Source organism: Pararhizobium antarcticum (assembly GCF_001885585.1).
Taxonomy (GTDB): Bacteria; Pseudomonadota; Alphaproteobacteria; order Rhizobiales; family Rhizobiaceae; genus Pararhizobium; species Pararhizobium antarcticum.
This window is the reverse complement of record NZ_LSRP01000079.1, coordinates 44,455-68,081: the sequence shown is the minus strand read 5'-3', so window position 1 is coordinate 68,081 and position 23,627 is coordinate 44,455. Positions and strand designations below refer to the sequence as shown.

The following is a 23,627-nucleotide window of genomic DNA, read 5'->3' as shown; positions in this document are numbered from 1 at the left end:
GTACTTCCGATTTTCGCGAGCAATAAAAAACTCGGTGTCATTGTCAAACCAGAACGGGGAGACAGAAAATGACAGCAAAGACAATCGTGAAGGCCGGGCTTCTCGGCACACTGCTTGCGGGACTGGCGACACAGGCTGCCTGGGCCTTTCCCGCCAACATGGCAACGTCGGGCGCGACCAATCCGCCCGTCGGGCATTACGAATTCTGCAAGACAATGCCGCGCGAATGCCGGCAGAACGCCAGCACTGGCCAACCGGGTGTGCTGACACGGGAAGGCTGGAAGACGCTTCTTCAGGTCAATTACGACGTCAATGAAGCCGTGACGCCGATGACCGACAAGGACATCTACGGCGTCGAGGAGCGCTGGGCCTATCCCGACACGGTCGGGGATTGCGAAGACTACGTGCTTTTGAAGCGCAAGAAGCTGATCGAAGACGGGTTCTCCCCCTCCGACCTGTTGATCACAGTGGTGCTCCAGCCCAATGGCGATGGCCATGCGGTACTGACGGTGCGGACCGATCGCGGCGATTTCGTTCTCGACAACATGCGCAACAAGGTGCTGCTGTGGTCGGACACCGAATATACCTTCCTCAAGCGGCAATCGACCGAAAATGCCGGTCGCTGGGTAAAGCTTCAGGATGGTCGTGCCGTCGCTGTGGGTACCGTGCGCACGCAATAGACACCTGCGACTCCAGAGAATTTGCAATCCCTGAATGTCCCCGGGATTGCAGATAAAAGGGCTTCGGTCAGTCCCCATCCCCGTCCCCGACCAAGGCCCTGCTGGCCGGTTCCGCTGTCCCCGGAACCGGCCTTTTTATTTCGTCTCCCTTCAAGCGACGGAGCGCCCCAGGAACGCGACACCTTCGAGGACAAGAACACCGTAGCAGCCCGCCCAGGCGCAGGCGATCACAGCGGCAATGGCGCAATCGACAACCGGCAGGCGACCGCCGCGCCACATGCGCCAGAGGGCAGCGACAAACAGCGCCGGCCCAGCAGACAGGGCGAGAAGCATGGGCACCGGCCGGAAATTACCCTGCCACTCCCTTGTCGTTTGCGGCCATGCCGGCCCGACCATCAGTCGGCCGGCATCCATCACAAGGAAGGAAACACCGAAACCGGCAGCAAGGATCAGAAGGATCGTCTCAAAATTCACCATAAATTAACCATGTTGGAGCAGCGTGGCGGATAGACAAGACCAACTGCAAGACCTGTGCCGCTTGCGGCTGTGCCATTCCGGGACGCCGGCCTCCCCCGGAGCACCTGCCGTTCCAGGTATTTTTTCGAATGCAGGACAGCGATCCCCCAATGAGCGTTTCTTCCCCAGCATCCGCCGATGACCACAGCCCGCTGATCTCACCGCGCTTCCTGTATCGGGTGACGGCGGTCGCCGTCGCTCTGGCGGCGCTGACAATCGGTATCAGCATGGCGGGACGTTGGTTCGGGCAGAATCTGGCGCAGGCGGGCCATACGGCGAGCACGCAGACGACAGACATCTTCATCGGCCAGGACCATCTGCGCCTGCCGGCAAACGTCATCCGGTTCGAAGACCAGCGTATAACCGGAACTGCCGAACGGACGGACCTTTACGTCACCTGGCCGCAGCTTGAAGGGTATACCGACGGGAACCGGCATCTGTTCAATGACGTCGATCACCCGGAAAACCTGATTTTTCTGCAGATTTCGCAAAGCACCATGTCGCGCGACATGTCGGGACGGCTGGAGCCGATCTACAAACACCTGTTCGAGGGCGCGCCGGCACCAGGACCAGCCGGCCTTTCCCGCCAGGCCATGAAGAAAAAGTCCGGTTATGGCGACGAGATCATGTTCACTGCCGAAAAGGCAGGAGTTCCTCCCTATGCCGTTCGCTGCATCCTGCCACAGTCCCCGGCCTTCTCGACCAGTGCCGATTGCCAGCGCGATATCCATGCCGGCCGCGATCTTGTTGTGCTCTACCGCTTTTCGAGCCAATTGCTGCCACAATGGCAAGCCATCGACAAGGCCATCCAGGACTTCGTGGCCACACGTCTCGTCACGACGCCATGAGACCCCATGGTCCGACGCGGCTGATCGATGACAAAACGGGTCAGATGCAATCCCGGACGCAGAATACTGAAACCAATCATTCATCATAAACCGATTGGTAACGCTATGCCGCTAGAGTTTTCAGAACGGACGTTTCTGGAGGCGACGGCCGGACGTCATCAGTGAAAAAGAATGAAGAGTAGTGTAGTGTCCAAATCCCCATCGATCGATTGCGTTCAACACACCCCTGTCCCATTCTTCCGGAAAGCCTGCAGGATATTGCTGGTTTCTCTGGTTGCGTCCTTGTCGCTCGCCACCACCGCTTCTGCTGGAAAATATGCCGGTATTGTCGTTGATGCAAAGACCGGCAAGGTTCTCTACAGCGAGGAAGCGGACAGCTTGCGCTACCCGGCCTCGCTCACCAAGATGATGACCTTGTACCTGACGTTCGAAGCGCTCGAAGCCGGCAAGATCAGCAAGAACACGCCGGTTCCCTTTTCCAAGAACGCCTCGGCGGAACAACCTTCCAAACTCGGCGTTCGCGCCGGCAAGGTGATTACTGTCGAGCAGGCCATACTTTCCCTCGTGACGCGGTCGGCCAATGACGCGGCGACGGCGCTCGGCGAAATGCTTGGCGGATCGGAAGACCGTTTTGCCCGCATCATGACCAACAAGGCCCGCGCGCTTGGCATGACGCGCACGACCTATCGCAACGCCCATGGCCTGCCGAACAGCGCGCAGATCACCACGGCGCGTGACCAGGCCCGTCTTGGCCTCGCGCTGCGCCAGCACTTCCCGCAATATTACGGTTACTTCTCGACACGCAGCTTCCAGTTCGGCAAGCAGACGATCGGCAACCACAATCGGCTGCTCGGCAATGTTCGTGGCGTGGATGGTATCAAGACCGGCTTTACCAACGCATCCGGCTTCAATCTCGTAACCTCCGCCCAGGCCGACGGCCGCAGCATTGTCGGCGTCGTGCTCGGCGGCAAGTCCGGCGGTTCGCGCGATGCCCAGATGCGGGCGCTCGTTGCCAAATACATGCCCGTCGCTTCGCGTCGCGGTTCCGGAAACCTTGTGGCGGAAACGGCTGTTTCGCCGACCGTTCAGGCCGTCGAGGAAGTTGCGGCTGCCCGTGGCGGCAGCTTCAATCTGCCGAACAAAGGCCCTGTTCCGGATTTCCGATACAGCGGCGAGACCACAAAAAGCATCGAAGTCGCCTATGCCGCAGCGTCGAAGCCAGCCAGCAGCAACCCGGTGCTTGCGGACGTCGTCCAGCCGGACACGCTCGACGCCCAGAGCCGCAAGATCGCCCGTGCAGCGCCGGTTCCATCGGTTGAAATCGACGAGCAGGTAACCCATTCCGTCGACAAGGTCACCACGGCCTCGACACCGGCTGCACCAGAGGGCTGGGTCATCCAGATCGGCGCAACGCCGGACAAGGTGCAGGCCATGACACTGCTCGACAGCGCCAAGGACAAGGGCGGCAAGGCTCTGCGTGGCGCCCAGCCATTCACCGTCGCCTTCACCAATGGCGGAAGCCAGCTCTACCGCGCCCGTTTTGCCGGTTTCAGCAATCAGAACAAGGCATTGTCGGCCTGCAAGATCCTCAAGGGGAAGGGTTTCGCCTGCTGGGCAAGCCTGCAATAGCGACAGCATAAAGTTTCGATCTCCGGCGTGTGTTTGCCGGCGGTCCTCCTCGGATTTGGTACTGCGTAACGAGGTCAGTTATGGGAATGAATGAGAACGGGCCCGGCAGCGGGCCGTTGCTGGAACAGAAGCGCAAGTCACCGCGTCTCGGTCTGCATCCGCTTCACGAAGCCGCCATGCGGATTGCGGATATCGGTCTGAACCGTCCGCGGTCCAAGACCAAGGATCTGGTGGCGTTACTGCTGACCCACGGCGCCCGCGCCTGGCGGTCGACGCAGCCGGATGCCGACATCCACGTCCACGTGACGTCGCCGTCGGGCCGCTATCCGATCCGCATCCGGATCCGCTAGAGGGCGGACAGAACAAACAGAGCCCGGGCCCATGTGTCCGGGCTTTTTCGTTCGGAACAGCCGATTATACCAGATCAGAGAAGACCGAGCTCTGCGAGTTCGCGCCGCAGTTCCAGCGGCAGTTCGCCGCCCTCGCCCGACAGCGAAGCCAGATCGCGCGGTGCCTGTGCTGGCTGCAGGTAGCGCCAGCCCTGAAAGGCCCGGCGTGGCTGGTATTCCGTCTCGATGACTTCAGGGCCGAGCACGAGGTTGCAGCGGCCAATGCCATCCGCATCCTTGAAGGTTTCGATGCCGATCAATTTCTGGCGGGCCTGCACCTGTCCCTTGATCACCCAGTAGAGCGAGCCGCCGTCGAGCAGTTCTTCGACGCGTTTCGGCACCATGCGGGTCGTGTGCGTCGAATGCGGTTCGAGGCCGGCGGCGATCGCCAGCAATGCGCGCTGGGCAACCCAGTCGCGCAGATCATCGAGGGAATCCGCACCGACACAAAGCTTGAGCATGTTTAAGGCCATGCCGGCTTTGAACACCCGTTGACCATTCGGGGTCAAGTCGATTCCGCTGCGATCCACAATCGCTAAGGCCGTGTCAGCATTCCACGACATTGACGGCCAGGCCGCCGGTCGAGGTTTCCTTGTATTTCTCGTTCATGTCCTCGCCGGTCTGGCGCATGGTTTCGATGCAGGCATCGAGCGGCACGAAATGCTGACCGTCGCCCTTGACCGCCAGCGACGCCGCCGTGACCGCCTTGACCGCCCCCAGTGCATTGCGCTCGATGCAGGGCACCTGCACCAGGCCCGCGACCGGATCGCAGGTCATGCCGAGATGATGCTCCAGCGCGATTTCGGCCGCATTCTCGATCTGCTCGGGCGAACCGCCCATGACGGCGGCAAGGCCAGCAGCGGCCATGGCAGCGGCGGAGCCGACCTCGCCCTGACAGCCGACTTCGGCGCCGGAGATCGAGGCATTGAACTTGATGATGCCGCCGATTGCCGCAGCCGTCATCAAATAGTCGCGAATGCCCTGCACATCGGCATCCTCGTGGAAATGCAGGTAGTAGCGGATCGTGGCGGGAACAACGCCGGCGGCGCCATTGGTCGGCGAGGTCACGACCCGGCCACCGGCCGCATTCTCCTCGTTGACCGCCATGGCATAGACGCTCAACCAGTCATTGGCGAGCAGCGGATTGACCTTGTTGGAGCGCCATTCGTCCTGCAGCTTGTCGTGGATGAGGCCGGCGCGGCGGCGGACCTTGAGACCGCCGGGCAGGATACCGTGCTGCGTGAGGCCGCGATCGATGCAGGTCTTCATCGCCGCCCAGATGCGGTCGAGACCGGCATCGAGCTCTTCAGGCGACATCGAACATTCCTCGTTGGCCCGCTTCATCTGGGCAATCGACAGTCCGGAGCGGGCTGCCATTTCGAGCATCTGCCGGGCGGTGCCGAAGGGATAGGGAACCTTGACGCCATCCGGCTTGTTCTTGCTCGCCTTCATGGCATCCAGTTCGGTATCGGTGACGACGAAGCCGCCGCCGATCGAATAATAGACACGCTTCAACAAAAGACGTCCGTCGCGATCGAAGGCGGAAAAGGACATGCCGTTGGCATGGCCGGGCAGCGGCACCTTCTTGTCGAAGACAAGATCGGTCTTCGGCTGGAAATCATACGCAGGATGGCCTGGTGGCATGATGCGGCCGGAGCGTTCGACCTTTTCGATGATCGCATCCATATGATCGGGATCGACACGGTCGGGACGCTCGCCCATCAGACCGAGAATGACGGCGCGACCCGAGCCGTGGCCGATGCCCGTATGGGCCAGCGAACCATGCAGGCTGACCTTGACCGCCGCGACATGAGCATTGGCCGGACGCGGCCAGTCGCTCGACAGGACAAGATCGAGGAAGCGCCCTGCCGCCGACATCGGCCCCATGGTGTGCGAACTCGACGGGCCGATCCCAATCTTGAAGACATCAAAAACCGAAAGAAACATTCGAAACCCGCCTCGGAACTGGACAGCGCCTGCAGCGCATCAAAATCAACTGTGACGAAAGCCTAGGCCATCCGGCTGCCGCCATCAGGCGACCAACCGACATCAGGTTCTGCGCATGCGACATGCGCATCCGCAAAAGCGGCGATAGGGTCGCCCCGTCGCATGTCGTCATGGTGGCCAGCACATTGCAAGAGGCGATGTAAACTTTTGGCCTGTCTTGCATTTTGTCAAATTCCTGCGAAAAACGATGCATGACAATCGTGGATTATACAGCGCTGGCGATCTTTGCGCTTCTGTGGGCCGGGTTCAACTGGGCAACCGACGGACAGCGGCTGTTCAAGCGTGTCAGCCTGACCCGGCTGATGAACGAGCAACGCCGCAAATGGATCCGCAATTCGCTCAGCCGTGACCTGAAGATGATCGACACGCAGATCATTGCCGGCCTCCAGGCCGGCACCGCCTTCTTTGCGTCGACGACGATCTTTGCGCTCGGCGGCTGTTTTGCGCTGCTCGGGGCGACCGATCAGGTCGAGGCGATCTTCAACGACCTGCCCTTCGTCTTTCATGGCAGCCGCAGCGGCTTCGAACTGAAGGTGGGTGGCCTGATCTGCCTTTTCGGCTATGCCTTCTTCAAGTTCGGCTGGTCCTATCGCCTGTTCAACTACTGCTCGATCCTGATGGGCGGCATTCCGATGATGGGCGATGCAGCACGGGATCCGGAGGCGGCCAAGCGCGCGGCCGAACGGGCAGCGGACCTCAACATCATGGCCGCCAAACATTTCAACGCCGGCCTGCGCACGATCTTTCTGTCGATCGGCTATCTGGGCTGGTTCATAAGCCCCTATGTGCTGATCGTTCTCACCACATTCGTGATCTTCGTGCTCCTGCGGCGGCAATTTTTTTCCGAAGCGCGCGCCACCCTTCTTGAAGACACAAATCCCTGAGAAAGACAAAGCCAGGGCGTTGCAAGGCCATGCGCCTGTCACAACGTCCCTGTTGCCTATCGTAAAACCGGAAAGCCACATTCATGTCGACCACCAACGCATCGGGAGAGCGTGGCGCGGAAGAGCGCGCGGCGTCACCGAAAACGCGGCGCGGCCGCATTCTTGCCATCGACACGTTGCGCGGCTTCGCGTTGATCGCCATGGCCAGTTATCACTTCGCCTGGGATCTGGAGTTGTTCGGCTATATCGACGCTGGCACGACCGGCGCCGGTCTGTGGAAACTCTATGCGCGGATAATCGCCAGCAGCTTTCTTTTCCTGGCCGGGTTCAGCCTCGTGCTCGGGCACTATCCGGTGCTGCGCGGCCGCTCCTTTGCCATCCGCTTTGCCAAAATCGCCGGTGCAGCGCTCGTCATCACGATTGCGACGCGGCTGGCCTTTCCGCAAAGCTTCATCTTTTTCGGCATCCTGCATTCCATTGCGGCAGCCAGCCTTGTCGGCCTTTTGTTTCTGCGGCTACCGGTGGCCATCACGCTTCTGGCAGCGGTCGCTGCCTTTCTGGCGCCGGACTACCTGCGGTCGAGTTTTTTCGACAGCCCTGCCCTCTGGTGGGTCGGCCTGTCGGAAAGCCTGCCGCGCTCCAACGATTATGTGCCGCTGCTGCCCTGGCTTGCGCCCTTCCTGGCGGGTATTGCGGCGGCGCGGCTGGCGGTTTCCAGGCAATGGCTGAACCGCCCGCTGGAGACCCGGACAGCGCTGCCCAAGTGGCAGGCGACGTTGATTGCGGGAGGGCGGCACAGCCTTGCCTTCTACCTGCTGCACCAACCGCTGTTGATCGGGCTGGTCTATGTTTATTCACTTGGTTTTCCGGCGGCCAAGCCCGATCCCCTGTCGCTGCGCAACGTAGAGTGCACGGCAACCTGCCGGCAGCAGGATTCGGAGCCGTTCTGCACCGCATTCTGCGGCTGCACCTTGAACAAGATGCTGGAGGAAAACCTGTTCACGGCCTGGAACGCGGGTGAAATCGACGGCACCACCGACGACCGGATTGCCCGAATCGCCGGACAGTGCACTATGGATGCACGCGCAAAGGACCAGGAATGAACGCCTACCGTGCCAAGCCGCTGAATTTCCCCTGGCCGCCGCTCCTGTACGGTGCGGCGATCCTGGTGGCGCTGGCGCTTGGACGGATCCACCCGATCGGTGTCGTGCACAGCAATGGCTGGGCGCCCTGGATTGCCGGATCGAGCTTCGTCATTCTGGCTGTTTCGCTCGACATCTGGGCGATGAAAACGCTGATCGACAGGAAGACCACCGTGATGCCGCATCGGGGATCCGCGCATCTGGTCACCTGCGGGCCGTTTCGGCTCACCCGCAATCCGATCTATCTCGGCTATACGTTCCTGATGGTCGGCGTCGGGCTGATCATGCTCAATCCCTGGTTCTTCGTCACGGCAATTGCGACGACGACCATCATGACCGCCTTCGCGGTGCGTTGCGAGGAACGGCACCTGCATTCGCGGTTTGGATTTGAATTCGAACGTTATTGCCGCCACACCAGCCGCTGGCTCTGACCAAACGACGGCGTGACGAGACGGCTCAGGTGCTGACGCCGATTTCTGCCAGTCGCGTCAGACAGGCTTCCTCGACATTGCCGAGTTCCTCGAGCGTATCGTCGATATCCTTGCGTTTCTGACGCAGTTCGTCGCGCTTTTCTTCGACGCGTTTCATCAGCAGCCGAAGCTGTCCGGATTCGCCCGGCGGATCCTTGTAGACCTGAATGATTTCGCGGATTTCGGCGATGGTAAAGCCGATGCGGCGACCACGCAGGATTTCCATGATCAGGCGACGGTCGGCGGACCGGAACAGGCGCGTGCGGCCACGGCGCTCCGGATGGATAAGACCTTCGTCTTCGTAGAACCGCAACGTGCGCGTGGAAACACCAAATTCCCGTGTCAGTTCCGTAATGCTATAGTATTTGTTCACGCCATCTCTCGTCCGCATCGACTGCAGGATGAGTTTATTGACTTTGACGTAAAAGTCAAACTTTTGCCAGTCGTTCGCATTGTTAGCGAATGCCGAACCACCAGGTTGCAAGGCCGAGAAAGGCAAAGAAGCCCGTTACATCGGTGACAGTGGTGACAAAAACAGCAGAGGATACAGCGGGGTCGGCGCCGAACTTGTCGAGCAGCAGCGGGATCATGATGCCCGCCAGCGCCGCTGCGATCATGTTGATCAGCATGGCAACTGCGATGATACCGCCAAGATTGACATCCTGGAACCAGGCGCCGGCAACGATACCGATCAAGACACCGAACAGCAGCCCGTTCAAAAGCCCGACACCCGCTTCGCGGCGGACGATGCGCCAGGCATTGTGGATATCGAGATCGCGGGTGGCCAGCGCACGCACCGTGACGGTCATGGTCTGTGAACCGGCATTGCCGCCCATGCCAGCCACGATCGGCATCAGCACGGCGAGCGCGACGATCTGCTCGATGGTTGCCTCGAACAGGGCGATGACCGAGGCTGCGAGAAAGGCGGTGAGCAGGTTGACGAGCAGCCACGGAACGCGCGAGCGCGACGTGCTGCCGATCGAATCGGAGAGTTCCTCGTCGCCGACGCCACCAAGGCGCATCAGGTCTTCCTCGGCCTCTTCCTGGATGACATCGACGACGTCATCAATGGTCAGAACGCCGACGAGGCGGTTGTTCTCGTCGACGACGGCGGCCGACAGAAGGTCGTACTGCTCGAACAGCTGTGCCGCTTCCTCCTGGTCCATTTCGGCGGGAACCGGATGATTGGTCTCGCGCATGATCGTCTCGATCTTGACCGAGCGCTTGGTGCGCAAAACACGATCGAGATCGAGCGTGCCCAAAAGCTTGAACGTCGGATCGATAACGAAGATCTGCGTAAAACTCTCCGGCAGATCGTCATCCTCGCGCATGTAGTCGATGGTCTGGCCGACGGTCCAGAACGGCGGCACCGCAACGAATTCGGTCTGCATGCGTCGGCCGGCGGTGCTTTCCGGATAATCGAGCGAGCGGCGCAGTCGCACCCGTTCGGTAAACGGCAGCTTGGCGAGGATCTCCTCCTGATCCTCCTGATCGAGGTCCTCGAGAATGTAGACCGCATCGTCGGAATCCATCTCGCCGAGCGCCGCCGCAATACGGTCGTTCGGCAGGTGTTCGACGATGTCGAGACGGATCGCCTCGTCCACCTCGGTCAGCGCCGAAAGATCGAAATCATCGCCCAGAAGCGAGACCAGCATGCGCCGCTGCTCGGCCTGGATGGCTTCGAGAAGGTCACCCATTTCGGAGGCATGAAGACGCGCCACGTGCTGGCGCAGGTAAAGCAGATCGCGGTCGGCAATCGCTGCGCCGACATGCATGAGATAATCCGACCGGACGGACCCGTCTTCGGAATAGATGTCCTGGTCTTCGCGGATCTCCGCGGCGACAGGGCCTTGCTTACGATCGTCTTCGCCGGTGTCGCTCATCTGTTGCCCTCGAAACCGCTGCCGCATCTCCTGACAGGCCTAGCCTGATGGAGACGGGGCGAAAATGCCAAATGCCGGTTGATTGCATGCCTCGTGAACGAGACCTGTCGCGTTTTGCTAGCGCAAACCGGCAGCAAGGTCCACAGGTCAGGGCCGCGTGCGCCCACAACGTCGGAATTTTTGTCCAAGCTGTTGCAAAATATTATAAAAAGGGCTGCATTGAAGGACCCACGCAGGAGCCTGCACCGTGACCATCAGACCCATTCTTCGCTTTCCCCACCCGCTGCTGCGCGCACCGGCTGCCGCTGTTACCGAATTTGACGCGGCTCTTGCGGCTCTGGCACAGGATCTCCTCGAGACGATGCGCACTGCCCCAGGCATCGGCATCACCGCGCCCCATATAGGCGTCATGCTGCGCCTCGCCGTCATCGAACTGGATGCTGGCTCGGGCGTGCGGACCTATGTCAACCCGGTGGTTATTTCCAGCGCATCCGAGATCCTGCGCCATGCGGAAGGCAGCGTTTCGATGCCGGGTGTGACGGAAGAGGTCGAGCGGCCGCGCTCGGTTCGCATTCGTTACCAAACGCTCAGTGGCGAACCGCGCGAGGACGAGGCGGACGGCCTTCTCGGCATCTGCCTGCAGCACGAAATCGACCAGCTCGACGGACTTTTCTGGACCCAGCGCCTGTCACGCCTGAAACGGGACCGCGTCAACAAGCGATTCGACAAGCTCCGCAACCAGCCCGATTGAAGGGGCATGACCGCCCGGATATATTTAAGGTTCGAAAAATAGCGGTCGGACATATCAAAGTTAATTGTGCGATTTCGCCGTACCGCCTAGCCATGGACCCGTAAACGCGCCGACATACGGGGAGAGCAAGCCATGCACACGGACAACAGAAAAGTGCTTCCAGACATATCGCCGGAGGATCTTGGCATGCTGCAGCGCATTTTCAACGACGTCTGCAGACGCAAGGGCCTGGCAATTGACAGCCCGGAAGCCGCAGACGATGCAGCGCGCGTCATCCATCTTTTCCAGCATGGCATTCGCAGCGAGATCAAGCTGACACGGATGCTGATGTCGGATACGGACGCCATGGCCTCCTGACGGCATCTGCTGCGGCAGCGCAGTCACCGAAAGTCATTGATTGGACGATCACCGCTGGTGATCGTCCTGGACGTCGCGAAGATGCCGCGGTCCAGCTCCGCTCGGCAAACACCTGAATCGACCGGAATACATTCCGAAGATCTTCCCCTGACGTCACGATCTCGCAGTTTGTTGCGACCGTCCTATCGAGCGATGCGTTCGATCGCCGCCCGTTTCCGCCACGGCGCGTCAGGATTTTTCGAGCGGTTTTTTCTCCTGCCCATCACCCTAAGCGGACCCCAGAATTCCGGACATAAAAAAACCCGCCGAAGCGGGTTTAGTTTTTGGTGCGGTCGAGAAGACTCGAACTTCCACGGGTTGCCCCACAGCGACCTCAACGCTGCGCGTCTACCAATTCCGCCACGACCGCATCGTGGTAGCCGCCGGATTGCTCCGGCGGGGCTGCATGTAGCAAAAGCATTTGGGGTGCACAAGGGTGCTGGAAGAGAAAGTTGACAGGACTGTGAACTATTTCAACAGCCTGCCGGTGGACGCCTGGAAACGCTGGACTCTTGCGCCTGTGCATACCATCTAGTTTCTATCAGCAGGACCATCGACAGACATGCAGCGCGACGATCTCGACATCACATTCCTGGCAAAACCCGATTCGCCCCCCATCCGCTGGCGCATTGCCGCCGATCCGGTGGCCTATGAGGATGCGGTCGCCCTGATGGAACGGGAATCGACGGCGATCGCTGCCGGGCAAGCCGACGAACTCGTCTGGCTGGTCGAACATCCGCCGCTCTACACGGCCGGCACCAGCGCAGACAGCGCCGATCTCGTGATGCCCGACCGGTTTCCGGTTTTCAAGACCGGCCGCGGCGGCGAATACACCTATCATGGGCCGGGCCAGCGCGTCGTCTATGTCATGCTCGACCTCAAACGCCGCCGACCGGATGTGCGTGCCTTCGTCGCGGCGCTCGAAAGCGTGGTGATCGAGACGCTTTCCTCGATGAACGTGCGCGGCGAACGACGGGAAGACCGGGTCGGCGTCTGGGTCCGGCGCCCGGAAAAGCCGCCTTTGCCTGACGGGCGCCCGAGTGAGGACAAGATCGCCGCCATCGGCATCCGCCTGCGACGCTGGGTGAGTTTTCACGGCCTGTCGCTGAATGTCGATCCGGACCTTGGTCATTTCGACGGGATCGTGCCCTGCGGCATTCGCGGCTACGGCGTCACCAGCCTCGTCGATCTCGGCCTGCCCGTGATGATGGCGGATGCGGATATCCGGTTGCGGGAGGCCTTCGAGCAGATCTTTGGCCCGGTGGTCAACGACACGCCCTGATCAGCCGAACAGGCGGTCAGTCGCGTAGATGATCGCATATCCGTGCAGTCCGACGGCAGCATAGAGGCCACACCCGCTCACCAGCCTTTGCGACGTCGTCATCTCGTCGAGACTGTGGCGCGGCTTGACACTGCCGCGCGCCATCAGGCTCAGAAGCGCGAAAATGGCCAGCCCAGCCATCAGCGCCGGCGTCGGCAGGCCGATGCGCCAGCCGATTGCCAGAATCACCAGCGTAACGACGAAGCTGCCGACCATCCGGCCGTTGCCGGAGCGGAATACCTGACGCAAAACCTGGCCACCGTCGAAGCGGTTCATCGGCAGCAGGTTCAAAAGGTTGAAGGCGCCGAGAATCAGCAGAAAGACGAGGATCGACGCCGCCGGGACAAATCCCAGCACCCCCTCACCTCCAGCGTCATGCAGCGCGATGGCGACAGGCACCAGGAAGGCCGACATGCCGGCGCCCATCAACGCACAGGTTGAAACTTCAAACAGCGAGTTGTAGGGCCTGCCACCGATGGCAACCCCGCCCAGCAGCGGCACGAAGATCATCCGGACCGTCTTGTGCCCGAAGGCACGATAGGCGGCCATATGGCCGAACTCGTGCAGGACGATGACGACGGTCAAAAGGACCGACATCATCAGACCCTGGCTGTTCAGCCCGAAGAACGGCCATAGGAGAAGCGTCGACAGGACGGCAAGCCCGACCTGGACCAGCGGATGTTCGAAGCCGGCGCGCACGGGCAGGCTTTCACCGGTCTCAACCCATTCATGAAGGGCCTTCATCTCGCGGCGCATGGCAAAGAAGCGGAACGCCAGGAAGGCAAGGCCGCGATAGCGATCGGTCTGCTCGATTGTCACGGAGACATCGCCATCTTGCGTGGCAACCAGGCGTCGTCGCTCGCGAAAATCCTTCCAGAAAGCGCCGTCCAGCGCGCTGTCATCGAGAACGCGCAACTCGCAGTGCCGTTCCCTGACATCGCCGGCCCGGTGTTCTGTCACCGAAAATCGACGCACAATCGGCAGACCATGTCTGTCGAGATGGCTAAATGTCTGTTCGACGCTGAGATCGCCACCGCTCAGCACACGGCTTGAGAGCACGGCATGGTGCCAGTCGGCAAATCGACCCGTCGGCGAAAGCGCCTGCCACATCTTTTCGAAATCGGCCTTATACGTCTGGCTGACGCGAAGGGTCCGGCGGCCGACGGGGGCGGCCATCAACAGCCAGAGAAGGCCCATATTGACGACAAGCAGGATGATCGCCGGCAGATGTTCAGTCATGGAAGGCTCCGGGTTCCGTTGCGTGAAGCCTAGAGGCAACGCATGAACAAACGGTATGCGGGAGCAGCCGACATGCGGCCATCTGCAGCTGCAGCATGGCCGCATGGTGCGTGTCAGGCAAAGGCGGCCATCCGAGGATGCAGCATGACCGCATGCGTCGGGTCAGGCGGCGGCAGCCCCGGGCAAAACGCCGATGGACACGAGAATCTCGTTTTCGCGCGGCGTCGGCTTGCCCCCCCGTGAGCGGGCGATCGCACTCATGACGCGGCAGGCCATGTGGACGTCATCTGGATCGAGGATCGGTCGCCGCGAATGGCGCATCGTACCCCACGCACCCACCCCGTCGCGGATCCCGGTTCGCAATTGCTGCAAAGCGAAGAACGTCAGACTGTCCGGAACGAAGGGCGAGACGTCGATGACATGGAACAAAAGCTCGAGTTCGATCGGGGAATTGACCGTCCCGCCGGTCGAAATCATTCCGATCAGCCAGTCCGCATTGCGTTCATCCAGCGATCCATGCGGCTCACAATGGTGAAGAACGAAGCCGCTGATCGAATCGAGGAAATAGTGATGCCATTCGGGACATTTTTCCGCGCAGGCGGTGTTGATTGCGAAAAGCGTCACAGCCTCCTGTGAGGAGGTTATGCCCTGCGAAAAGACATGTTCGCGCAGGATATCGATATCCGCCGGTGTGAGTCGTGATTTTCCTGCGATGCCGTATGCCGGATGAGAAAGACGAAGTTCACCCATCTTAACCTCCTGTTTCGTCGTGAAACCGAGATTCAGAATGAGCCCGAAGTCATTTCCAATCCGCAAAGATTCTGGATTAGCAAACACTTGCCGGATTCGCTCAATCTTTAACCTTCGCCTGGCTCTGGCCGTTCGGCTGCCTTTCGCTCCCGCCAGATGATGAACAGGCCGGACGAAACGATGATGGCGATGCCAAGCCATTTCGAAGGTGTCGGAAAATCGCCGAAGATGACAAAACCGAGCGCGGTGGCCGAGATGATCTCGAAATAATGAAAAGGCGCCAGGATCGACACAGGCGCCGCCTGGAACGCCTTGACCACCAGGAGATGCCCATAACCGGAAATCGTCCCGAGGAGGATGACCAGAAGCCAGCCGAGACCGCTGCCTGGCAGGGAGGGCTCGAAATCCGCCACGCCGAACCCGTCGCCGACGAGTATTGCGACGATCATGAAAAGCGACCCGCCGACACCGGCAGTCGTCTGCATGACCAGCGGTGTATCGGCGTTGCCGACGGCCCGGTTCATCAACAGGTAACATGCAAAGAAAAAGGCGCAAAAGATCGGCATCAGCGACTTCAGGCCGAAGAGCTCGAAGCTCGGCTGAATAACGATCATGGCGCCACCGAACCCGATGACGATCGCAAGCCAGCGGCGCCAACCGACCTTTTCACCGAGCACCAGAGCTGAAAGGCAGGTCAGGATGAAGGGCTCGACGAAGTAGATGGCGAACACGTCAGCCAGCGGCATGTATTTCACGGAAATGAAGAACAAGAGCGCGGCGGCGGCGAGAAGCACACCCCGCAAGAGGTTGAGCCAGAGCCGTTTTGGACGGAGCGCCCTGAGCCCGCCCATGGACAGCAGGAGAGGCAGTGTCGACACCAGCTGGAAGAAGAATCGGTAGAACGTCACCTGCCCCGGAGACATGCCCTGGTAAAGCGCCATGTACTTGGCGATGGCATCCATGCAGGGCAGGATGACCATGGCAACCAGCATGATCGCCAGTCCGTGCATGACGGCATCGGCGGGCGGCTGCACGGGCGGGCGGGTATTGTCCAAGGCACTGTATCCTGCTGGAAAAGCCGGACCTTATCGGCTTTTGCAACGGTTGCAACCGAAACGGCTGCGCCTTGAAAACTGGGTGATTCAGAGGGGCGAGAGGCAGGATATGCGGCGTTTCCTGAAGGTTATTTGACGTGACGGGTGGCCCCCGGCGTCCGTCCCCCCTATAAACTGCGTCCTCAAGGCCTAGTCCGGGCCGGATCCACATCGGAGGAACCGGCGCGAAATTCCAATGCTCGCATGCCAGCCAAAAAGGAGAAAACCATGCGTTTTTCCACCGAAGCCGCCATCACGAAGCTCCGCCCGACAACTGACAACGACACGCTGGGTGGCCGCATCTGGCGCGCACGAGACGCCCTCAACCTTTCCGCAAAAGATCTCGCCAACCAGCTCGGTGTCAAGGTCGATACCATTGCCGCCTGGGAACGCGACCGTTCCGAACCGCGCACCAATCGGCTTTTCATGCTGGCCGGAATTCTGGGCGTGCCGCCCGTCTGGCTGATTGCCGGCATCGGCGATGCACCGAAGGACGACCTTGCCGAACCGGCAACAATGCGCCTGCGTGATCAACTGGCTGCGGTCAGGAAAGCGCATGACGAGACCGGAAAGGCCATTTCCGCACTTGAGCTGGCGCTTACCCGTGTCCTACAGGACATAGAGTCATAATCACCAGGCGATTCCGCCTTGAGCACCGTCGAAAGCTCTGCAATTGTGGCGCCTGCAATTGATAATTCTGGGAGAAAGACACCATGGACGTTCGCGCCGCCGTTGCCGTTCAGGCTGGCAAGCCGCTGGAAATCATGACCGTGCAACTCGAGGGCCCGCGGGCCGGCGAAGTGCTGGTCGAGGTCAAGGCAACCGGCATCTGCCATACCGACGAGTTCACACTCTCGGGTGCCGATCCGGAGGGCCTGTTTCCGGCCATTCTCGGCCATGAGGGCGCCGGCATCGTCGTCGATGTCGGCCCTGGCGTCACCTCGCTGAAGAAGGGCGACCATGTCATTCCGCTCTACACGCCGGAATGCCGCGAATGTTATTCCTGCCTGTCGCGCAAGACCAATCTCTGCACCTCGATCCGCTCGACCCAGGGCCAGGGCCTGATGCCGGATGGCACCTCGCGCTTCTCGATCGGCAAGGACAAGATCTTCCACTATATGGGTTGCTCGACCTTCGCGAACTTCACGGTGCTGCCGGAGATCGCGCTGGCAAAGGTCAACCCGGACGCGCCCTTCGACAAGATCTGCTATATCGGCTGCGGCGTGACGACCGGCATCGGCGCGGTCATCAACACCGCCAAGGTCGAGATCGGCGCAACAGCCATTGTCTTCGGTCTCGGCGGCATCGGCCTCAACGTGCTGCAGGGACTGCGCCTTGCCGGGGCCGACATGATCATCGGCGTCGACATCAACAATGATCGCAAATCCTGGGGCGAAAAATTCGGCATGACGCATTTCGTCAATCCGAAAGAGGTCGGCGACGACATCGTGCCCCATCTCGTCAACATGACCAAGCGCAATGGCGACCTGATCGGCGGCGCCGACTATACGTTCGACTGCACCGGCAACACAAAGGTGATGCGTCAGGCGCTGGAAAGCTCGCATCGCGGCTGGGGCAAGTCGGTGATCATCGGCGTCGCCGGTGCCGGCCAGGAAATCTCGACCCGTCCGTTCCAGCTGGTCACCGGCCGCAACTGGATGGGCACGGCCTTTGGCGGCGCGCGTGGCCGCACAGACGTGCCGAAGATCGTCGACTGGTACATGCAGGGCAAGATCCAGATTGACCCGATGATCACCCACACCATGCCGCTCGAGGACATCAACAAGGGCTTCGACCTGATGAAGAAGGGTGAGAGCATCCGCGGCGTCGTGGTGTATTAGGTCACCCCGAATCGGATACGCCTTGCCGGACGCCGCATGGCATCCGGCAAGCGCCAAGCGGGAACCGTCGACGCCTCGGGCGGATTGACTATCGCGGGCGGGATGGCGCATTTGCAGCTCAATCCCGCCTCACAGGAACAGCACTCAGGAAGCGAGCGGACATGTCCGACACCGTCCCGCCACGCGGCACAATCATCTATGTCGATGCCGATGCCTGCCCAGTCAAAGCCGAGATCCTCAAGGTCGCGGAACGGCATGGTTTTCCGGTGACCTTCGTCGCCAATTCCGGATTGCGGCCGTCGCGCGATCCGATGATCACCAATGTCATCGTCTCCGCCGGTTTCGATGCTGCCGACGACTGGATTGCCGAGCGCGCCACGGATGGCGACATCGTGGTGACGGCGGACGTGCCGCTCGCAGGCCGTTGTGTTGCCGCCGGCGCGCAGGTCACAGGTCCGTCCGGCCGCGTGTTCGACAAGAGCAATATCGGCATGGCAACGGCGATGCGCGATCTCGGCGCGCATCTGCGCGAAACCGGCGAAAGCAAGGGCTATAATGCGGCTTTTTCGGCGCGGGATCGATCCGCCTTTCTGGAAACCCTCGACCGGCTTTGCCGCCGTGCCAAAAACGTGACGGCGACGGGCTGATCCAGCAGGGCATGGGACCGGCATCGGTGCTTGACGGCGCGGCGTGCCGCGTGGCACCAGCATTCCAGTGGAATGGCAGGGGGATCCGAAGGTGCGTGATTTCTATCCCCGCGGCGGAACGGAGACATCGAGGAAATGATCCGGCCATGAATGTGTCTCGACGCCGCCATGCCCCCTTCTACTGGGGCCTGCTCTGTGCCGCGCTTGCTTTCCCCGCCAGTGTGATGGTCAAGCCGTCGCTTGCTGTCGAACTGGCTGCGGTCGTGTTCTTTCTTGTCTATCTCGCGCTCGTCGCCTTGCGGATCCCTGTGTTGACCGGCGCCTATCTGAAAAACAATTCCGCCACCGACGACGCCCCCGCTGCCATCTTCTTTGCCGTCACCTTTGCTGCCGTCGTGATTTCCATTGTCTCGCTGTTTTCCGCGCTGAATGGCAGGCAGACGGCCTCATTTGCGGAGCTCGGACTGGCCTTTGCCTCGGTCGCGCTCGGCTGGTTTACCATCCACACCATGGCGGCGCTGCATTATGCGCATCTCTACTGGGCCGGACATCGGAAAGCGAAACCGGATGCTGCAGAACGCGGCCTCGCCTTTCCTGAAACGAAGGAACCCGGCGCCTTCGATTTTCTCTATTTTTCCTTCGTCATCGGCATGACGGCACAAACCTCCGATGTCACGATCACGACGACCCGCATGCGCAGGATCAATCTGCTGCACGCCGTCGTCTCGTTTTTCTTCAACACTGTCCTGGTGGCTGCTGCGGTCAATACCGCCGTGTCGCTGGCACAGTGACCCACACTTTTCAGAAGGAGCACACGCATGAAGGTCATTTCCCAGAACACCGCATTCGGCGGCATGCAGGGGGTGTACACGCATCCATCTCAGGCTTGCGCCGGCGAGATGACATTTGCCGTTTTCGTGCCGCCACAGGCAATCACGCGGCCCTGCCCCGTCGTCTGGTATCTCTCCGGCCTGACCTGCACCCATGCCAATGTCATGGACAAGGGCGAGTACCGCCGCATGGCCGCAGAGCTCGGCCTGATCATCATCTGCCCCGACACCAGCCCGCGCGGTGAAAACGTTGCGGACGAACTGACGAACTGGCAGATGGGCAAGGGTGCGGGCTTCTACCTGGATGCGACGCAGACGCCCTGGGCCGAGCACTACCAGATGTATACCTATGTGACCGAGGAACTGCCGGCCTTCATCAGCCAGCATTTCAAGGTCGACATGAACCGGCAGGCGATCTTCGGCCATTCGATGGGCGGACACGGGGCGATGACGATCGCGCTGAAAAACCCCGACCGGTTCAAGAGCTGCTCGGCCTTCGCACCGATCGTCGCGCCCTCGAGTGCCGACTGGTCGGTCGGCGCTTTCGAGAAATATCTGGGAACCGACACGGCAGCCTGGCGCCGGTACGATGCCTGCGCGCTGGTCGAAGACGGGGCGCGCTTCCCGGAATTCCTGATCGACCAGGGCGCTGCGGACGGTTTTCTCGAAAAGGGATTGCGGCCCTGGCTGTTCGAAGAGGCCATCCGGGATACGGGCATCGGCCTGACGCTGCGCATGCAGGAGCGCTACGATCATTCCTACTACTTCATCTCGACCTTCATGGACGATCATCTGCGCTGGCACGCCGAACGGCTGGCCTGAACGGGCTGCGCGTTGCCCATCGACAGGAAGAGACGCGGGTGCTGGCCGGCACCCGCCCTGTCGAGGGTTCAGCTACGAGATAAGGGCAGGACGGAAAAAAGGATATGGCTCAGGACGCGGACTGGAACCGTGGCGCGCCGACGGCTTCGACAAGCTTGATGCTGGACTGGGCAAGACCATTATGGCCCTCCATGTCGACAATCAGGTGCCAGTGGCCATTTTGCGGAACGGACAGGCGGATCGGTGATTTCTTGGCCACGCCGCCGACGAACTGGTGCTTCTGAACCTGTTTGTAGAGGCTGAAATTGCTGTCGGTCATCAGACGGACATTGGCCACGGCCGAAAGAGTGATCTCGATCGTGACGCCGGCGCGCTGCTGCTTCAGATCGTAATGGGTAAAATTGACTGCCTGTTTTGCCATACTCTTTCCGCCAGATCGACGCCGTTCTCCGGTCATTCAACATAGAGCGGATGCGTTAAGGAAAGGTTGTCCAAGCAGTGCCGGCGATCGGCAAATCGCGGTCGGACGCGCCTGTTTCGGCATCAGGATGAGACAGGTATCGCCTATCCGGGCTGGCCAATCGACTTTTCACGAACGGCTTTTTCCGCTATGCGATTGGCCATGAAACACCTTCTTCTCGTCGCCGCAGGCGGGGCTTTCGGCTCCGTCACCCGTTACCTGGTCGGGCTCTGGACGCTGCGGACATTTGGTCCCGCATTCCCCTGGGGCACGCTGACCGTCAACATCACCGGTTCATTCCTGATCGGGATGATGGCTGAACTCATCGCCCGGAAATTCGGGGCCTCGGCCGAGCTGCGGGTGCTGCTCGTAACGGGCGTGCTGGGCGGCTATACGACGTTTTCGGCGTTTTCGCTGGATGCCATATCGCTGTTCGAGCGCGGCGAACCGGTGACGGCGGCGCTTTATGTCGGCGCGAGCGTTGTTCTTTCGATCGTCGCGGTCTTTGCCGGGCTGGCCCTTATGCGCGCAATGGTCTAAAGGGTCCGCTTGAGGTAGAGTTGGACAGGATAAAATGGCGGGCATCGAACACAAGCAGGTTGAGAGCGACGAGGCGGGCATGCGGCTTGACCGGTGGTTCAAGGTGCATTTTCCAGGCCTCGGCTTCGGCCCGCTGCAGAAGCTTCTGCGCTCCGGCCAGATCCGCGTCGATGGCGGCCGCGTTAAGTCGGACGCGCGAGTCCAGCCGGGTCAGGTTGTTCGCATTCCGCCGATGGATGTCGACGCCAAGACGAAAACCGGCCCGATCCCCGGCCATGACCTGCGCCATGCCTCCGATCACGAGCTTCTGTCGCGCATGCTGCTGCACGAGGACGCCAAGGTGATCGTGCTCAACAAGCCGCCGGGCATCGCCGTTCAGGGCGGATCCGGCATCAACCGCCATATCGACCAGATGCTCGAGGCCTGGACCAGCCCGCGCGGCGAAAAGCCCCGGCTGGTGCACCGTCTTGACCGCGATACGTCGGGCGTGCTGGTCGTTGCCCGCACCCGCGGCGCCGCCCAGAAACTGACGGCGGCGTTTCGCGAGCGCGACACCAAGAAAACCTATTGGGCGCTGGTCAAGGGCATGCCGCGCAAGAAGGAAGACAAGATCTCCACCTGGCTGGTCAAGGAGCAGACGGAAGACGGCGACCGGATGCGCATTGCCCGGCACGGCGAGGACGGCGCGGACCACGCGATCTCCTACTACAAGATCCTCGAGACGGCTGGGCCGAACCTCAGCTGGCTCGAGATGGAACCCTATACCGGCCGCACCCACCAGTTGCGTGTCCATGCCGCCCATATCGGCCATCCAATCATCGGCGACCCGAAATATTTCGAAGCCGAGCACAACTGGGCTTTCCCGGGCGGCGTCCAGAACAAGCTGCACCTGCATGCGCGGCGCATCGACGTGCCACATCCGGACGGCGGACGCCTGCGGATCACCGCCCCCATGCCGCAGCACATGGTGCAAACGTGGAACCTGATTGGTTTCGACATGGAAAGCGCGCAGGAAGTCGACGACTGATGAAACTGGTCCTGTTTGACTGCGACGGCACACTGGTCGACAGCGCGGCACTCATTCATGAGGTGATGGCACGCACCTTCGTGGCCTTCGGGCTGGAGCGGCCGCTGCTGGCATCGACCAAGAGCATCATCGGCCTGACGCTCGATATCGCCATTGCCCGGATGATGGGCCAACCCCATGTCGACGACAGGGCGCTGGCCATGACGGCGCATTACAAGTCGATTTTCAGCGATGTGCGCGCCGAGGAGGGTTTCCAGGAGCCGCTTTTCCCCGGCATCGCGGATCTCGTGGCGACGCTTTCTGCCCGCGACGACCTGGTTCTGGGTGCCGTTACGGGAAAGTCACGCCGCGGACTGAAACTGATCTCTGCAACACACGGTTTCGACAGTGTTTTTTCGGTTTCTCGCACGGCGGACGACTGCCCGTCGAAGCCGCATCCGGCGATGGTCACGGAGTGCTGCTCAGAGGCCGGTATCACCGCGTCCCGGACGATCGTGATTGGCGATGCGATCTATGACATGCAGATGGCAAAGAGTGCCGGTGCCGCGGCCATCGGGGTTGCCTGGGGCTACGCCTCCGTGCCGGAGTTGGTCGAGGCCGGCGCCGACCACATCGCCCGCATTCCCGACGACATCATCGACTGGATGGAGAGAAACCATGGCTGACATGCGCGATGACCTCACCCAGGCACTGAGCGATCCAGATCCGGTGCGCCGGGCGCAGATCCAGATGCACAAGCCCCTGCCGAAACGCTTCTACAAGGATGTGACCGTGGGGGCCGCTGATGGCGAGCACTCCGTGCTCCTTGATGGCCGCCCGGTGCGCACACCCGCCAGAAACACACTCTCGGTTCCGACCGTTGCGCTAGCGCACCTCTTGAGCGCGGAGTGGACTGCACAGGTCGACGTCATCGATCCGGCGAAAATGCCCGTCACGCGGCTGGTCAACACCGCCATTGACGGCGTGAAGCCGGACATCCGCGCGGTGTTCGACGATATCCTGAATTTTTCCGGTACGGATCTTCTCTGCTATCGCGTCGAGCAGCCGGAAGGTCTGGTCGAACGGCAGAGCCTGCATTGGGACCCGATCCTGGCCTGGGCTGCGGATACGTTTGGGGCGCGCTTCATCCTCGCTGAAGGGATCATGCACCAGACGCAGCCGCGTGCCGCGCTGACAGCCTTTGCCGAAGCGCTGCGGCCCTATGCGACACCCTTTGGCCTTGCCAGCCTGCACACGGTCACGACGCTGACCGGCTCGGCGCTGCTCGCGCTTGCCTTTGCCGAACAGCACCTGAGTGCGGCGGAAACCTGGACGCTCGCCCATCTCGACGAAGACTGGCAGATCGAGCACTGGGGCACGGACGATGAAGCCTTCCAGCGGCGGGAAAACCGCTGGACCGAGATGCAGGCTGCGACCAACGCCTTCGACGCCTTGCGGTCTTGATCGGCGCGATCAGGGTTG

At 61.1% G+C, this 23,627-nt stretch carries 28 protein-coding genes and 1 tRNA gene; 19 read left to right on the top strand and 10 right to left on the bottom strand.

All coding sequences use genetic code 11. The features are described from left to right. Positions 1-68: 68 nt before the first annotated feature. Positions 69-680, top strand: coding sequence for a transglutaminase-like cysteine peptidase (locus tag AX760_RS10430; RefSeq protein WP_071832813.1), 612 nt, complete (start codon positions 69-71; stop codon positions 678-680). A 150-nt stretch (positions 681-830) separates the two neighbouring features. Here the strand turns inward: AX760_RS10430 and AX760_RS10425 are convergent, their stop codons facing one another. Next, the gene (locus AX760_RS10425; RefSeq protein ID WP_071832812.1) at positions 831-1,157 is read right to left on the bottom strand and encodes a DUF6949 family protein; all 327 of its coding nucleotides are present in this window, start codon (positions 1,155-1,157) and stop codon (positions 831-833) included. Positions 1,158-1,306: 149 nt separating this feature from the next. Here AX760_RS10425 and AX760_RS10420 point away from each other — a divergent pair, with 149 nt between their 5' ends. The 3 genes from AX760_RS10420 to AX760_RS10410 all read left to right on the top strand — a co-directional run bounded on the left by AX760_RS10420 (position 1,307) and on the right by AX760_RS10410 (position 4,023). Further along, a complete protein-coding gene (locus AX760_RS10420; protein ID WP_071832811.1) occupies positions 1,307-2,044 on the top strand; it encodes a hypothetical protein in 738 nt (245 codons plus the stop codon). 171 nt (positions 2,045-2,215) lie between these two features. After that, positions 2,216-3,673 (top strand): D-alanyl-D-alanine carboxypeptidase, encoded by a 1,458-nt coding sequence (locus AX760_RS10415; protein ID WP_083531140.1) that lies wholly within the window; start codon positions 2,216-2,218, stop codon positions 3,671-3,673. A gap of 80 nt (positions 3,674-3,753) precedes the next feature. Continuing rightward, the gene (locus AX760_RS10410; RefSeq protein ID WP_071832810.1) at positions 3,754-4,023 is read left to right on the top strand and encodes a hypothetical protein; all 270 of its coding nucleotides are present in this window, start codon (positions 3,754-3,756) and stop codon (positions 4,021-4,023) included. 74 nt (positions 4,024-4,097) lie between these two features. Here the strand turns inward: AX760_RS10410 and AX760_RS10405 are convergent, their stop codons facing one another. Both AX760_RS10405 and AX760_RS10400 read right to left on the bottom strand, forming a co-directional pair. Next, on the bottom strand, positions 4,098-4,535 hold the full coding sequence (locus AX760_RS10405; RefSeq protein WP_071832820.1) for a DUF1489 family protein: 438 nt from the start codon (positions 4,533-4,535) through the stop codon (positions 4,098-4,100). Positions 4,536-4,608: 73 nt separating this feature from the next. Continuing rightward, positions 4,609-6,009: an L-serine ammonia-lyase gene (locus AX760_RS10400; RefSeq protein WP_071832809.1), complete on the bottom strand. Its 1,401-nt coding sequence runs from the start codon at positions 6,007-6,009 to the stop codon at positions 4,609-4,611. A 251-nt stretch (positions 6,010-6,260) separates the two neighbouring features. Between AX760_RS10400 and AX760_RS10395 the strand changes: the two genes are divergently transcribed. From AX760_RS10395 to AX760_RS10385, 3 genes are all read left to right on the top strand, one after another. Continuing rightward, the gene (locus AX760_RS10395) at positions 6,261-6,953 is read left to right on the top strand and encodes a DUF599 domain-containing protein (RefSeq protein WP_071832808.1); all 693 of its coding nucleotides are present in this window, start codon (positions 6,261-6,263) and stop codon (positions 6,951-6,953) included. Positions 6,954-7,036: 83 nt separating this feature from the next. Beyond that, positions 7,037-8,056: a heparan-alpha-glucosaminide N-acetyltransferase gene (locus AX760_RS10390; RefSeq protein WP_071832807.1), complete on the top strand. Its 1,020-nt coding sequence runs from the start codon at positions 7,037-7,039 to the stop codon at positions 8,054-8,056. Next, on the top strand, positions 8,053-8,526 hold the full coding sequence (locus AX760_RS10385) for a methyltransferase family protein (RefSeq protein ID WP_071832806.1): 474 nt from the start codon (positions 8,053-8,055) through the stop codon (positions 8,524-8,526). The genes AX760_RS10390 and AX760_RS10385 overlap by 4 nt, the downstream gene beginning before the upstream one ends. Before the next feature lie 25 nt (positions 8,527-8,551). On the opposite strand, the gene AX760_RS10380 is transcribed toward AX760_RS10385, so the two are convergent. Further along, positions 8,552-8,956 carry a MerR family transcriptional regulator gene (locus AX760_RS10380; RefSeq protein WP_071832805.1) on the bottom strand — a complete coding sequence of 135 codons (405 nt, stop codon included), beginning with the start codon at positions 8,954-8,956 and terminating at the stop codon, positions 8,552-8,554. A gap of 64 nt (positions 8,957-9,020) precedes the next feature. Continuing rightward, complete coding sequence (gene mgtE, locus AX760_RS10375; protein WP_071832804.1) at positions 9,021-10,448, bottom strand: magnesium transporter; 1,428 nt, start codon at positions 10,446-10,448, stop codon at positions 9,021-9,023. 247 nt (positions 10,449-10,695) lie between these two features. On the opposite strand from mgtE, the gene AX760_RS10370 reads away from it, so the two are divergent. Further along, positions 10,696-11,199 carry a peptide deformylase gene (locus AX760_RS10370; protein WP_071832803.1) on the top strand — a complete coding sequence of 168 codons (504 nt, stop codon included), beginning with the start codon at positions 10,696-10,698 and terminating at the stop codon, positions 11,197-11,199. A 132-nt stretch (positions 11,200-11,331) separates the two neighbouring features. Next, on the top strand, positions 11,332-11,556 hold the full coding sequence (locus AX760_RS10365) for a hypothetical protein (protein WP_071832802.1): 225 nt from the start codon (positions 11,332-11,334) through the stop codon (positions 11,554-11,556). 324 nt (positions 11,557-11,880) lie between these two features. On the opposite strand, the gene AX760_RS10360 is transcribed toward AX760_RS10365, so the two are convergent. Next, positions 11,881-11,965: transfer RNA gene (locus tag AX760_RS10360), tRNA-Leu, on the bottom strand. Positions 11,966-12,157: 192 nt separating this feature from the next. Here AX760_RS10360 and lipB point away from each other — a divergent pair. Further along, a complete protein-coding gene (gene lipB / locus AX760_RS10355; RefSeq protein ID WP_071832801.1) occupies positions 12,158-12,877 on the top strand; it encodes a lipoyl(octanoyl) transferase LipB in 720 nt (239 codons plus the stop codon). Here the strand turns inward: lipB and AX760_RS10350 are convergent, their stop codons facing one another. The 3 genes from AX760_RS10350 to AX760_RS10340 form a co-directional block, all read right to left on the bottom strand. Beyond that, a complete protein-coding gene (locus AX760_RS10350; RefSeq protein ID WP_071832800.1) occupies positions 12,878-14,155 on the bottom strand; it encodes a hypothetical protein in 1,278 nt (425 codons plus the stop codon). Between the two features lie 162 nt (positions 14,156-14,317). Next, complete coding sequence (locus tag AX760_RS10345; RefSeq protein WP_139276118.1) at positions 14,318-14,905, bottom strand: hypothetical protein; 588 nt, start codon at positions 14,903-14,905, stop codon at positions 14,318-14,320. A gap of 107 nt (positions 14,906-15,012) precedes the next feature. Beyond that, positions 15,013-15,915: a DMT family transporter gene (locus tag AX760_RS10340; RefSeq protein WP_071832819.1), complete on the bottom strand. Its 903-nt coding sequence runs from the start codon at positions 15,913-15,915 to the stop codon at positions 15,013-15,015. Positions 15,916-16,227: 312 nt separating this feature from the next. Between AX760_RS10340 and AX760_RS10335 the strand changes: the two genes are divergently transcribed. From AX760_RS10335 to fghA, 5 genes are all read left to right on the top strand, one after another. Next, entirely contained in the window at positions 16,228-16,629 is a 402-nt protein-coding gene (locus tag AX760_RS10335) for a helix-turn-helix domain-containing protein (protein ID WP_071832818.1), read from the top strand. A gap of 83 nt (positions 16,630-16,712) precedes the next feature. Then, positions 16,713-17,840, top strand: coding sequence for an S-(hydroxymethyl)glutathione dehydrogenase/class III alcohol dehydrogenase (locus AX760_RS10330; RefSeq protein WP_071832798.1), 1,128 nt, complete (start codon positions 16,713-16,715; stop codon positions 17,838-17,840). Positions 17,841-18,031: 191 nt separating this feature from the next. Further along, positions 18,032-18,487 (top strand): YaiI/YqxD family protein, encoded by a 456-nt coding sequence (locus AX760_RS10325; RefSeq protein ID WP_175552042.1) that lies wholly within the window; start codon positions 18,032-18,034, stop codon positions 18,485-18,487. Positions 18,488-18,633: 146 nt separating this feature from the next. After that, positions 18,634-19,278: a DUF1345 domain-containing protein gene (locus AX760_RS10320; RefSeq protein WP_071832796.1), complete on the top strand. Its 645-nt coding sequence runs from the start codon at positions 18,634-18,636 to the stop codon at positions 19,276-19,278. Positions 19,279-19,305: 27 nt separating this feature from the next. After that, entirely contained in the window at positions 19,306-20,139 is an 834-nt protein-coding gene (gene fghA, locus AX760_RS10315; RefSeq protein WP_071832795.1) for an S-formylglutathione hydrolase, read from the top strand. Between the two features lie 109 nt (positions 20,140-20,248). Here the strand turns inward: fghA and AX760_RS10310 are convergent, their stop codons facing one another. After that, positions 20,249-20,560 carry a DUF1883 domain-containing protein gene (locus tag AX760_RS10310; RefSeq protein WP_071832794.1) on the bottom strand — a complete coding sequence of 104 codons (312 nt, stop codon included), beginning with the start codon at positions 20,558-20,560 and terminating at the stop codon, positions 20,249-20,251. A gap of 201 nt (positions 20,561-20,761) precedes the next feature. Here AX760_RS10310 and crcB point away from each other — a divergent pair, with 201 nt between their 5' ends. From crcB to AX760_RS10290, 4 genes are read left to right on the top strand one after another with little or no spacing between them, the layout of a single operon-like run. Further along, positions 20,762-21,139, top strand: coding sequence for a fluoride efflux transporter CrcB (gene crcB, locus AX760_RS10305; protein ID WP_071832817.1), 378 nt, complete (start codon positions 20,762-20,764; stop codon positions 21,137-21,139). Positions 21,140-21,173: 34 nt separating this feature from the next. After that, entirely contained in the window at positions 21,174-22,166 is a 993-nt protein-coding gene (locus AX760_RS10300; RefSeq protein WP_071832793.1) for an RluA family pseudouridine synthase, read from the top strand. Then, positions 22,166-22,831 carry an HAD-IA family hydrolase gene (locus AX760_RS10295; RefSeq protein ID WP_071832792.1) on the top strand — a complete coding sequence of 222 codons (666 nt, stop codon included), beginning with the start codon at positions 22,166-22,168 and terminating at the stop codon, positions 22,829-22,831. The genes AX760_RS10300 and AX760_RS10295 overlap by 1 nt, the downstream gene beginning before the upstream one ends. After that, positions 22,824-23,609, top strand: coding sequence for an ATP12 family chaperone protein (locus AX760_RS10290; RefSeq protein ID WP_071832791.1), 786 nt, complete (start codon positions 22,824-22,826; stop codon positions 23,607-23,609). Before AX760_RS10295 ends, AX760_RS10290 begins: the two co-directional genes overlap by 8 nt. Positions 23,610-23,627: the final 18 nt, after the last annotated feature.